Raw genomic sequence first — 11,693 nt, forward strand, 5'->3', positions numbered from 1 at the left:
GTCGTACATGTGCCAGCGCCAGTTATCGTCGCCCATGTTGGCGAGCGACGCGGCGACGCCGCCCTGTGCGGCGACGGTATGGCTGCGGGTCGGGAATACCTTGGTGATGCAGGCCGTCTTGAGGCCCTTCTCGGCCATGCCGAACGTCGCGCGCAAACCGGCGCCACCGGCGCCGACGACGACGACGTCGTAACTGTGATCGATGATCTGATAGGCGGTCGCCATGGCGCGTTCAGCCTCCGAACGAAATCTTGAGCACGGCGACGATGCTGGCCACCGCAAGCGCAAACAGGATGAATTTCTCGACCAGGATCACCACCAGCTTGGTCAGCTCGTGATGGACATAGTCCTCGACCACGATCTGGACGCCCAGGGCCGCGTGATAGAAGCTGAGCCCGACCAGCAGCACCAGGGCCGCGGCCACGGTCGGCGACGCCATCCAGGCCCGGACCGCTGCCAGGTCGGCACCGAGCAGATGGAACAGCGAAATCACGAACCACAACGTCAGCGGGATCAACGCAACCGCAGCGACTCGGGCCGACCACCAATGCTCGAGTCCGCTCTTGGCGGATCCGAGGCCACGGGCACGGCTGATGGGGCTGCGCAGGCTATTGTCGGTCATGTCGGTCCCCTCACCAGGCAATCAGGCCAATGATCCAGGTGAGCACGGTCAGGACGACCGCGGCACCCACCACGGTCCAGCCGGACGCGTAGACGGTCTTGATGTCGAACCCGTACCCCAGGTCCCATACCAGATGACGGATCCCGGAGCACAGATGGAAAAACAGCGCGAATGTCCAGCCGAACAGCAGCAGCAGGCCGAGCGGCGAGGCGATGAAATGCTGCACCGAAGCGAATGCTGCCGGGCCGCTCGCGGCGGCAACCAGCCACCAGGCCAACAGCAGCGTCCCGATGGTCAACGCGATACCCGTTGCCCGGTGGGAAATCGAAAGCACCGAAGTGATCTGCGGTCGATAGACCTGCAGATGGGGGGAAAGCGGCCGATTGCCGTGAGCCATCGTGATTTTCCTCACTGGAGCTGTCGCGAAGCGAGCGGGGCACCCGCGGCAACAATAAATTCGCTTGTGCGTCTTTAGAATTGCCCCTGACTTAACCCTTGGCGGCAGGCGGTGTCAACGGACCCCCGCCGTCGTCACCGCGCTGTTTTTCCCGTCGTGGGCGTGGATGACACGGTTCAGGCCCCCGGCAGGCTGCCGGATTCCAGGCACCGCCGCCGCATTTTCCCGGCGGAAGGGATATGGATTTCACCACCGGAGCGGCATCTGATGCAACAGCCCCGGCACCGATGTCCGTTCTTGTTCCATCGGCGTCTTCATAAATCCGCGGTTGCAGACCGCTGTTGCCGGCTGCGGTGTCAGGCCGACATCGCCGCGGCCGCATCGGCCAGCGCGATCAGACGTTCGGCGTCGCGGACGTGAAGCGCCTCCACCAGTTTGCCGTCGACCACGACCACGCCGCGGCCCGCCGCCGCCGCGGCGCGGCCGGCGGCGATGATTTTCCGGGCCTGGGCGATGTCGGCGGCGGACGGTGCGAAAATCCTGTTGGCGACGGCAATCGTCTTGGGATGGATCAATGTCTTGCCGTCGAACCCCATGTCCATCCCCTGGCGACAGGCCCGTTCGAACCCGGCATCGTCGTCGAGATCCAGGTGGACACCGTCGAGAATGGCCAGATCGAAGGCCCGTGCTGCCAGCAGGCACCAGCCGAGGCTGGTCAGCATCGGCATGCGGTCGGCGGTGTGGGCGGCATGCAGTGCCGCGGCCAGGTCCGACGTTCCCATCACCAGCCCGCCCACACGCGGCGACGCCGCCGCGATCTCACGCGCATTGAGCACGCCCAGCGGCGTTTCGATCGTGCACCAGATCAGCAACGACTCGGGCGCCGCCGCGGCCGCCAGTGCCTGTTCGACCCGGCGCACGGCCGGCGCGTCCTCGACCTTGGGCAGCACGACGGCGTCCGCCCCCGATCGCGCCGCCGCGGCAACGTCGGCCTGATGCCACGGCGTGCCTTCGCCGTTGATCCGGACCATGCGTTCGCGGCGGCCATAACCGCCGGCGGCGAGCGCCGCCGTCACCTGGTCGCGGGCGACGTCCTTGGCGTCGGGCGCGACCGCATCCTCCAGGTCCAGGATCAACCCGTCGGCCGGCACGCTGCCCCCTTTCACAAGGGCCCGGGAATTGGATCCCGGCATGTAGAGCACGCTGCGGCGGGGACGAATGGTCATGGCCATGCGTCGGTATCCCTTCTATGATTGCCGGTCCGCGTCCCCGGGCCGACGACACCGGGGCGCAACCGACATGTGATCTGGCACTATTCCCGGACGATGAAAAGCATCCTTTCGATTCAATCCCATGTCGCCTACGGCTTCGTGGGCAACCGTGCCGCGACCTTCCCCCTGCAGCGTCTGGGACATGATGTCTGGCCGGTCAACACTGTGCAGTTCTCGAACCACACCGGCTATGGGTCATGGACAGGCCAGGTCTTCACGCCGGCCCATATCGCCGACGTCATTGATGGCATTGCCGCCCGTGCGGTGATCGGCCAGTGCGACGCCGTCCTGTCAGGCTATATGGGCGACGCCGCGCTGGGCCAGGTGATCGTCGATACCGTCCGGCGGGTGCGGTCGGCCAACCCGCGGGCGGTCTATTGCTGCGACCCGGTGATGGGTGACGTCGGACGCGGATTTTTCGTGCGCCCCGGCATCCCCGAATTCATGCGGGCCAGCGCGGTTCCGGCCGCCGAGATCATCACGCCGAACCAGTTCGAACTGGAATACCTGACCACGACGACGATTTCGTCGCTGCCCGGCGCCGTGGCCGCCGCAGCGGCGGCGCGGGCGCAGGGTCCGTCGCTGGTCCTGGTGACCAGCCTGACCCGCGGCGACGCACCGGCCGACAGCATCGAAATGCTGCTGGCCGGCCCGGCCGGAACCTGGCTGGTCCAGACCCCGCGCCTGGCCGTGGATCCGGCCCCCAACGGTGCCGGCGACGCCGTCGCCGCGCTGTTCCTGGCCAAGATGCTGGAAACCGGCGACCCGGTGGCGGCGCTGTCGCACGCGGCGGCAGCGATCTTCGCCATTTTCGCCGCCACCCTGCGAGCCGGCACCCGGGAATTGCAACTGATCGCCGCGCAGGACGAACTGGTGGCGCCATCACGGCTGTTTCCGGTGGTCAAGGTCGCGTGACCGTCGTTGCGGCGGGATTCCGTCACCCGGCCGGGCCGGTCCCTCACGGGGATGGGGCATGACCGCACGGAAAGCAACCCTGCCGGTGAGAGGATCGGCGCGGTTCGTCCTGCCGTCACGATTCTGCGCTGCCGGCGCAATGATACGCCGCAGGGACACGGTCATATAATCAGTAGGTTGCGTGGCATACCCGGTTCTGACCAAAAACTTTCGCGGCAATCACTGGCCAAGTCGGCCCTGGTTTGGTATGCACCTCACAGATACATAGAATCGCGGCGCGCAGCCGCGCGATAGGCTGAGGAATGGACAAATTCACGACCCTGAGCGGCGTCGCAGCGCCACTGCCGATGATCAACGTCGACACCGACATGATCATCCCCAAGCAATTCCTCAAAACGATTCTGCGCACCGGCCTCGGCGCGGCGCTGTTCCACGAGATGCGCACCCGCCCAGACGGCAGCGTCGATCCGGATTTCGTGCTCAACAAGCCGGCCTACCAGCACGCCAAGATCCTGATCGCGGGCGCCAATTTCGGCTGCGGCTCGAGCCGTGAGCACGCTCCCTGGGCCCTGCTCGACTTCGGCATCCGCTGCGTGATCGCGCCGAGCTTCGCCGACATCTTCTACAACAACTGCTTCAAGAACGGCATTCTGCCGATCACCCTGCCGCAATCCGAGATCGATAAACTGCTCGACGACGCCAGCCGCGGCGCCAACTCCATCGTCGCGGTCGACCTCGAAAAGCTGGAGATCACCGGCCCCGACGGCGGCATGATCAAATTCGCGGTCGATCCCTTCCGCCGCCAGTGCCTGCTCAACGGCTGGGACGACATCGGCCTGACGCTGCAGCAGGAAACCAAGATTTCGTCCTACGAAGACGCGCGCAAGCTCCAAGCGCCGTGGCTGTAGAACGACCTGTCATCGCCCGCAACTGCGGGCGACCCAGGTGACACCTCTTCCGCTCATGGCGATTTGACTCGTGTCACCTGGATGGCCCGCATTTTCGGGCCACGACAAAAAACAACTAAGCCCGCGGGTGCGGGCTTCATGAACGAGTGTGCATCATGACCTACAAGCTTCTCATCCTGCCCGGCGACGGCATTGGCCCGGAAATCATGGAGGCGCAGCAGCGCGTCCTTGGCTGGTTCGGCAAGAACCGCGGCTTCGCATACGAGACCGAGGAAGACCTCGTCGGCGGCATCTCGTTCGAGACCCATGGCGAACCGGCGACCGATGCGATGATGCAGAAAGCGCTCGCCGCCGATGCGGTGCTGTTCGGCGCGGTCGGCGGGCCCAAGTGGGACAAGCTGCCGTTCCATCAGAAGCCCGAGCGCGGCCTGCTGCGCTTGCGCGGCGACATGAAGCTGTTCGCGAATTTGCGTCCCGCGCTGTGCTTCGATGCCCTGAAGGATGCCTCGACGCTGAAGCCGGAGATCGTCTCCGGCCTCGATATCCTGATCGTGCGCGAACTGACCGGCGGCGTGTACTTCGGCCAGCCGAAGGAACTCGTCACCCTGGCGAACGGCGAGAAGCGCGCGGTGGACACCCAGATCTATCACACCCACGAAGTCGAACGGATCGCCCGCGTTGCCTTCGAACTGGCGCGCCTGCGCGGCAACAAGGTGGCCTCGGCCGAGAAGTCGAACGTGATGGTCACCGGCGTGTTGTGGCGCGAAGTGGTACACCACATCCACGACAGCGAATTCCCCGACGTGGAACTGATCGACATCCTTGCCGACAATTGCGCCATGCAGCTGGTGCGGGCGCCGAAGACGCTCGACGTCATTCTCACCGACAATCTGTTCGGCGACATCCTGTCGGACGAAGCGGCGCAGCTGACCGGTTCGATCGGCATGCTGCCGTCGGCCTCGCTCGGCGCCAAGGGTTCCGACGGACGCCAGCCGGCACTCTACGAACCGATCCACGGCTCGGCGCCCGACATCGCCGGCAAGGGCCTCGCCAATCCGATCGCGACCATCCTGTCGTTCGGCATGTGCCTGCGCTATTCGTTCGGCCGCGTGGAAGATGCCACCCTGCTCGACAAGGCGGTGGAACGCGTGCTGGCCGAAGGCTATCGCACCGGCGACATCATGCAACCGGGAATGACCAGGGTCGGCACCACGGCAATGACCGATGCCATCCTGAAGGCGCTGGGCACGCTGGCCGGGTAGGCATGTCATCCCGGGCGTAGTGCTTGACGCGCAGCGGCGGGCACGCAGACCCGGGACCCACTCAGACGCAAGTCAGATACCGAAATAGGTCCCGGATCGCGCCCATGTGCCAGTCGGCAACATCGACGAGGGCGCGTCCGGGATGACAGGCGTCGCTACGCCGCGTCGGATTTCAGTTCGCCGTTGCCGTCTTCGTGGTGCTGGGATTCGGGCAACGCCCGCACCCCACCGAGAAACAGCGCGGTGGCGAAGTCGGACGCCGCCTTGGGATCGTGCGGCGCCCGCTTCAGCATCCGTTCGGCGACCTCGAAGGCAACCCCGACAATCGCCGCCATCAAGAGGTCGGGATCGACGGTCGGAAACAGCCCCTTGGAAATGGCGCGTTCGATGTCTTCGCGCAGCTCCTCGAAACCGGCGATGACTTCGGGTGTGTCCATCCTGACCCGCGTGGTATCGGCGGCGTGACGGATGGTGCGGAAATTCACCCGGTCGTCAGAGACGTATTCGAAGAAGGTGCGGAAGGTGCAGGAGATGAACTCCTCCACGGTGGAAGCTTTCACCCGCTCGTCATGTAAGCGCGGGCGAATTGCGAGTGCGACTTCATCGCGAATCGCTTGGTACACTTCTTCCTTCGATTTGAAGTAGTTGTAGAACGTCCCTGAGGCTAGCGGCGTTGCCCGGATAATGTCGCGCACGGTGGCGGCGCCATAACCGAGCTCGGCAAATACCTGCCGGGCCGCATTCAAAATCAGCTGACGATTCAAAATCTTGGTTTGCTCTCGCTTGCCCGTTGCGGCGGCTCGGCTGAGATCGCTGTTGATCGGTGCGCTATCCATCGGACCGGTCCCTCCTGTCCAGAATGTCGCACTTTAACGTGCCGTGACTCCTCGTCAATTTCCGCTAGGGCAAGTTATCGGCACACCAATGAGACGCAAGAGTTCGCGCTTTACCGCCTCTCCAAGCGGATTCTTGCTTTATTAAAAAGCACATAGCTCTCATTCGCAAATTAACCGAACCGACAGCCACTCGCGCGACGCCAGAGAAATATTTTTCGAAAAAGCGTCGGCTGCTACTGATACTTGCCTCCGCCGATGGCGATTTTGCCCGGACCGAGCAACAGAATGGCCACCGCGCCGGCAAAATAGAGCGCCTGGAGCTCGCGGGCATAGCCGCCATCAGGCGCCAGGGCGATCAGCTGCGCCACGCCGCCGAGCGCCACCAACACCGCCACTTCCACTGCGACGAGGAAGGCGCCGAAGCGCGCGAACAGGCCGACGATGATCAGCAACGGACCGACGATCTCACCGAAGTAGGCGATATAGGCGAGCGCCTCGGGGATCTTGTGCGGCGCCAGCAGCGCCTTGACCGGATCGAGTCCGGTAAAGAGCTTGTGCACGCCATGGCAAAGCAGCGTGCCGCCCACGCCCAGACGCAATACCAATTTGCCGAAGTCTTCCGCCATGATCGCCCCCGTTCATCAGCAGACGCACTATAGCAGAAAAATCAGCGCCGCGGAGGCTGTGGTGCAGCGGGCGTGTCGATTTCCGCCGTCCTGGCGCGACGAATTAGCGGGCGCGCCGCACGCTGGCGGTTGATTGTACGCTTTGCGCTCTTTCGGGTTGCACGCAGCACCGGCTTTGCAACCTTGAACGGCGGCGGCGCGGGCTCGCCGGCAACCGGCATGACCGCCGCGGTTGCCAGCACCGGCAGCATCGGTTCGGCGGCGGCTTTGGCGAGCGGCTCAGGACCGGCGGGCCGGAACGCATGGCGCAAACCGACGAGAACCATCACCGCGAGCAAGGCGGCAACCAGAATGATGGCGATCCGAATCTCGACGGCCTCGGCGCTGAACTGCTTGAGCGCCAACTGCCACACCGCATCCCAACCCATCGCTGTTGTCCCCCGCGACGTTATTCGACCCCGTCTGCGGCGCCATCCTGCACGAAATACGCCGTGCCAAAAAGCCTTTATTTTCAGGGCGTTTAACGCAACGCAGCGAGGCGAAAAACTGCCCAGCGAAAAGGCAGGTCGCCGCACGATTGGGCGCGAACTTACTTAACGCCGGACCCGACCGCTTCCGCGACCGTCTTGTAGCCATCGCGATCGAGGCATTTGAGCAGATCGCGCTTCAGCTTCGGAATCAAACCGCCGCCGTTGTAGACCAGCGCGGTGTAGAGCTGGACCAGGCTCGCGCCCGCCCGGATCTTGGCATAGGCGTCTTCGCCGCTCGATACGCCACCGACACCGACCAGCACGATCTTCGCGCCGACGCGCTTGCGCATTTCCGCCAGGACGCGGGTCGACGGCGCCATCAGCGGCGTGCCCGACAACCCACCGGTCTCGGCGGCGCGGCGGCTCTTCAGCGTCGCGGGCCGCGCGATGGTGGTGTTGGTGACGATCAGCCCGTCGATGCCGCTCGCCAGCACCACCTCGGCGATGTCGTCGAGCGCGGCGTCGTCGAGATCGGGTGCGATTTTCAGCAGGATCGGCTTCTTCGCCTCGCCGCGCGTCGCCACCAGCATCGCCAGCAACGTTTCCAACTCGCTCTTTTCCTGCAGACCGCGAAGGTCCGGCGTGTTGGGCGAGGACACGTTCACCGCCACATAATCAGCGAGCGCCGCCAGTTTTTCATAGCCGAGGCGATAGTCGGCGATACGGTCGACGCTGTCCTTGTTGGCGCCAATATTGATGCCGATGAGGCCAGGCGGCTTTCCCGGCTTGCGACGGGCGAGACGGGCGGCGGAAACCTCCATGCCTTCGTTGTTGAAGCCCATGCGGTTGATGACGGCGCCATCCTCGGGCAGCCGGTACATCCGCGGTTTCGGATTGCCCGGCTGCGGCCGCGGCGTGACGGTGCCGCATTCGACATGGCCGAGCCCCATCTTCAGCATGCCCTTGTAGGCGCGCGCATCCTTGTCGGAGCCGGCGGCCATGCCGAAGGGATTGGAAAACGCCAGCCCGAGCACATTCACCGCCAGACGCGGATCGTCCTTGGCCGGGCCCGGAATGAGGATGGCAAAGCGGGCGGTTAGCTCGACCGTCAGATGGTGCGCGGGCTCCGCGGGAAGCAGCCGGATTGCCGCTACGGCCAAGTCCATTCCCCAGTCGATCACGCCCATCCCCTGGACTCCTTACGCCTTAAAGTGGTAATTCCTATCCAGCCGGCTATGCTAGGAAGATTAGCCAATGCAGGGACGATCGTCTTAGCAGCCTCGCCGGCTGTCACCCGTTGGTTTCATCGACCAGGGTGTGCTGATGTGCAAGCGCCGTTTTGGTCCAACCTCGAACTGTCCCAGGAATTTCGCATGCTGACGCACAAGCAAATCTGGAATGCGATCGATGCGCTCGCAGCCAAGAACAAGCTGTCGGCGTCGGGGCTGGCCAAGCAGGCGGGGCTCGATCCCACCACATTCAACAAATCCAAGCGCGGTACCCCCAATGGCAAACTGCGCTGGCCGTCCACCGAGAGCATCTCCAAAATCCTCGGCGCCACCAGCGCCAGTCTCGAGGAATTCGTCGCGCTGGTCTCGGGCGATGGCGCCCTGCACGGGCCGATCAAGCTGGTGCCGCTGGTCGGCATGGCGCAGGCCGGCAGTCACGGCTTCTTCGACGACGCCGGTTTTCCGTCCGGCGCGGGCTGGGACGAAATCCCCTTCCCCGAACTCGGCGATGAGCACGCTTATGCGCTGGAAGTGACCGGCGACTCGATGCAGCCGGTTTATCGTGACGGCGACCGCATCATCGTCTCCCCCGCCGCCATCCCCCGGCGCGGCGACCGCGTCGTGGTGAAGACGCTGGCCGGCGAAGTGCTGGCCAAGCAACTGTCGCGGCTGACCGCCCAGCGGGTCGATCTGAAATCGCTCAATCCCGCTTACGAGGACCGCAGCTTCGCCTTGAGCGAGGTCGCCTTCATCCACCGCATCATCTGGGCGAGCCAGTAGGTTACTTGATGCCGTTGGCGTTGAGGTGGGCGCTGTAGGCTTTGTCGCTTTTTTCGATGTGCTCGAGCAGCCAGAGTTTCAGGAACTTCAGGACGTCGATCGACAAATGCGCGTTGGTTTCGCGGCCTGAGGCGACGAACGCCATCACCTGGTCGGTCAGCTTCTGGTGCTGCGCGGCGTGGGCGCGGGCATCGGGATAGCCGGTACGGGCGAACGCCTCTTCCTCGTGGCGGAAATGAATCTGGGTGTACTGCACCAGCTTCTTCAGCACGGTCTGCACGACATCTTGGCTGCGGCTGGCCAGCATCGCGGCGTGCAGCTCGTTGATCATCGCGATCAGCCGCTTGTGTTCGTCGTCGAACTGCGTCACCCCGGTGCTGAATTCGTCTTTCCACGTCAACAGGCTCATGCCGCGTCCCCATAATGGTGTCCACCGGATACCAGTTTCATCGCGTCACGCTTGCGCGAGACTTAACAGCGGCGTCAGGGCTTTCCCCTATCACAGGCGTTGCCGCTTGGCGGCGCCTGCGCTACTTCCTTGCCCATGAATCGTGTCGTCGCGCGCCTCAGCAATTTTCTCGGCTGGCCCACCATCGCCACGGCGCCCTTCTGCCCCGCCGAGGTGCAGGGCCAGATCGCTTTGCCGCGGGTCGGCAGCGTCTTCAAGCGCATCGCCGCAGCGGCAGGACCGGGCCTGTTGGTCGCCATCGGCTATATGGACCCGGGCAATTGGGCGACCGACATCGAAGCCGGCTCGCGCCTCGGCACCGATCTGCTGTTCGTCGTGGCCGCCTCGGGGTTGGCCGCGATCCTGTTCCAGACGCTGGCGGCGCGCCTCGGCCTGACCGGCATGGACCTCGCCCAGGCCTGCCGCGCGCGCTATTCGCGGCCCGTCAACATCGCGCTGTGGCTGCTGGCGGAACTGGCCATCATTGCCACCGACATCGCCGAAGTGCTCGGGGCGGCGCTGTCGCTGAAGCTGCTGTTCCACCTGCCGCTGGCGCTTGGCGTGATCCTGACGACGTTCGACCTGTTCCTGGTGCTCGGCCTCAAAGGCGCCGGTTTTCGCCGGGTGGAGGCGATCATTCTCGGCCTCATCGTCATCATCGGCGCCAGCCTGCTGGTCAATCTGGTGCTGACGCCGCCCGACCTCGGCGCGCTGGCGCAGGGATTGCGACCCTCGGTCGGCAAACTCGATGCGCCCTATGCGCTCTATCTCGCCATCGGCATCATCGGCGCCACTATCATGCCGCATAACCTCTATCTGCATTCGTCGATCGTGCAGACCCGCAAGGTCGATCCGCGCGGCAAACGGGCGGCGCTGGCGCTCAACACCTTCGATACCGCCGCCTCGCTGGCCATCGCCATAGCGATCAACGGCGCCATCCTGCTGCTGGCGGCGGGCGCCTTTCACGCCGGCGGCCATACCGGCGTCGCCAGCATCGAAGACGCCCATCGCCTGCTTGCGCCCGCCACCGGCGTGGCGCTGTCGGCGGCGGTGTTCGCCGTCGGCCTGCTGGCCTCGGGTCTGTCGGCCACTTTCACCGGCACCATTGCCGGGCAGGTTATCTTGGAAGGTTATCTCGACATCCGCATTCCATGCTGGCAGCGGCGCGTCATCAGCCGCGGTTTGGCGGTGGTGCCGGCGCTGATCGGCGTCGTCTGGCTCGGCGATGGCAGCGTCGGCCCGCTGCTGGTGCTCAGCCAGGTGGTGCTGGCGGCGGGATTGCCGTTCGCGCTCTACCCCTTGATCCGCATCACCGCCGCGCGCACCACGATGGGCGAGTTGCAGGCACCGGTTTGGCTGATCGCAGCGGCGTGGATTTTGTTTGCGGGCCTTACCGCTGCCGATCTCTGGCTGGTGGCGCATGTGATGACAGGCTGACCATGGCAGTCACCGATCTCGATCCGGTTCCGGGGCGCGAATGCGGCGCCTGCACCGCGTGCTGCACGGTGATGGCGATCGACAAGCCGGAGATTCAGAAGGAAGCGGGCGTCACCTGCCGCCATTGCCAGGGCGGCTGCGCGATCTACCCGACACGGCCGCATGTCTGCCAGACGTTCCTGTGCGGCTGGCGCCAGCTGCCGATCCTCGACGAACATTGGCGCCCCGATCTGTCCGGCGTGTTCGTGGAAATCGAAGAGGGCGAGGAAACCACGCTCAGCCTGATCCTGATCGGCAATCCGCTGAAGACGGTGCGCCACGACTGGTTCATCGATTTCGTGATGACCGGCGTCAAAGGCCGCGTGCCGCTCAGCCTCGCCATCCCCGGTCCACGCGGCTTCAAGGGTGCTTCGCTGACGCTCAACACCCGCCAGATGTTCGAAACCGCCACACGGGCCGAGGCCAAGGCGCTGCTCGAGCAGGACCTGAAAC

15 protein-coding genes are annotated in these 11,693 nt (G+C 64.8%); 6 read left to right on the top strand and 9 right to left on the bottom strand.

The window, feature by feature from the left end; all coding sequences use genetic code 11:
• The 4 genes from AC1P6P_RS18745 to AC1P6P_RS18760 all read right to left on the bottom strand — a co-directional run.
• The coding region (locus tag AC1P6P_RS18745; RefSeq protein WP_481403967.1) for an FAD-binding protein at positions 1-225 on the bottom strand (225 nt) is incomplete at its 3' end.
• 7 nt (positions 226-232) lie between these two features.
• Complete coding sequence (gene sdhD / locus AC1P6P_RS18750) at positions 233-622, bottom strand: succinate dehydrogenase, hydrophobic membrane anchor protein (RefSeq protein ID WP_481403968.1); 390 nt, start codon at positions 620-622, stop codon at positions 233-235.
• A gap of 10 nt (positions 623-632) precedes the next feature.
• Positions 633-1,019: a succinate dehydrogenase, cytochrome b556 subunit gene (gene sdhC / locus AC1P6P_RS18755; protein ID WP_481403969.1), complete on the bottom strand. Its 387-nt coding sequence runs from the start codon at positions 1,017-1,019 to the stop codon at positions 633-635.
• 356 nt (positions 1,020-1,375) lie between these two features.
• Positions 1,376-2,251, bottom strand: a complete 876-nt coding sequence (locus tag AC1P6P_RS18760) for an HpcH/HpaI aldolase/citrate lyase family protein (protein WP_481403970.1) — start codon at positions 2,249-2,251, stop codon at positions 1,376-1,378.
• Positions 2,252-2,344: 93 nt separating this feature from the next.
• Between AC1P6P_RS18760 and pdxY the strand changes: the two genes are divergently transcribed.
• From pdxY to leuB, 3 genes are all read left to right on the top strand, one after another.
• Entirely contained in the window at positions 2,345-3,205 is an 861-nt protein-coding gene (gene pdxY, locus AC1P6P_RS18765; protein ID WP_481403971.1) for a pyridoxal kinase PdxY, read from the top strand.
• A 302-nt stretch (positions 3,206-3,507) separates the two neighbouring features.
• Entirely contained in the window at positions 3,508-4,113 is a 606-nt protein-coding gene (leuD, locus tag AC1P6P_RS18770; RefSeq protein ID WP_481403972.1) for a 3-isopropylmalate dehydratase small subunit, read from the top strand.
• Between the two features lie 152 nt (positions 4,114-4,265).
• Complete coding sequence (leuB, locus tag AC1P6P_RS18775; RefSeq protein WP_481403980.1) at positions 4,266-5,375, top strand: 3-isopropylmalate dehydrogenase; 1,110 nt, start codon at positions 4,266-4,268, stop codon at positions 5,373-5,375.
• 155 nt (positions 5,376-5,530) lie between these two features.
• On the opposite strand, the gene AC1P6P_RS18780 is transcribed toward leuB, so the two are convergent.
• From AC1P6P_RS18780 to AC1P6P_RS18795, 4 genes are all read right to left on the bottom strand, one after another.
• Positions 5,531-6,211 (bottom strand): TetR/AcrR family transcriptional regulator, encoded by a 681-nt coding sequence (locus AC1P6P_RS18780; RefSeq protein WP_481403973.1) that lies wholly within the window; start codon positions 6,209-6,211, stop codon positions 5,531-5,533.
• A gap of 233 nt (positions 6,212-6,444) precedes the next feature.
• Positions 6,445-6,837: a DoxX family protein gene (locus AC1P6P_RS18785; protein ID WP_481403974.1), complete on the bottom strand. Its 393-nt coding sequence runs from the start codon at positions 6,835-6,837 to the stop codon at positions 6,445-6,447.
• 41 nt (positions 6,838-6,878) lie between these two features.
• Positions 6,879-7,265 carry a hypothetical protein gene (locus tag AC1P6P_RS18790; protein ID WP_481403975.1) on the bottom strand — a complete coding sequence of 129 codons (387 nt, stop codon included), beginning with the start codon at positions 7,263-7,265 and terminating at the stop codon, positions 6,879-6,881.
• A 161-nt stretch (positions 7,266-7,426) separates the two neighbouring features.
• A complete protein-coding gene (locus AC1P6P_RS18795; protein WP_481403976.1) occupies positions 7,427-8,488 on the bottom strand; it encodes a quinone-dependent dihydroorotate dehydrogenase in 1,062 nt (353 codons plus the stop codon).
• 192 nt (positions 8,489-8,680) lie between these two features.
• On the opposite strand from AC1P6P_RS18795, the gene AC1P6P_RS18800 reads away from it, so the two are divergent.
• Positions 8,681-9,316, top strand: coding sequence for a S24 family peptidase (locus AC1P6P_RS18800; RefSeq protein ID WP_481403977.1), 636 nt, complete (start codon positions 8,681-8,683; stop codon positions 9,314-9,316).
• Position 9,317: 1 nt separating this feature from the next.
• Here AC1P6P_RS18800 and AC1P6P_RS18805 read toward each other — a convergent pair whose 3' ends face one another.
• On the bottom strand, positions 9,318-9,725 hold the full coding sequence (locus tag AC1P6P_RS18805) for a bacteriohemerythrin (RefSeq protein ID WP_481403978.1): 408 nt from the start codon (positions 9,723-9,725) through the stop codon (positions 9,318-9,320).
• A 135-nt stretch (positions 9,726-9,860) separates the two neighbouring features.
• Here AC1P6P_RS18805 and AC1P6P_RS18810 point away from each other — a divergent pair, with 135 nt between their 5' ends.
• Positions 9,861-11,201 carry an Nramp family divalent metal transporter gene (locus AC1P6P_RS18810; protein ID WP_481403981.1) on the top strand — a complete coding sequence of 447 codons (1,341 nt, stop codon included), beginning with the start codon at positions 9,861-9,863 and terminating at the stop codon, positions 11,199-11,201.
• Positions 11,202-11,203: 2 nt separating this feature from the next.
• A partial coding sequence (locus tag AC1P6P_RS18815; protein WP_481403979.1) for a hypothetical protein occupies positions 11,204-11,693 on the top strand: 490 nt, incomplete at its 3' end.

Source organism: Rhizomicrobium sp. (assembly GCF_056722145.1).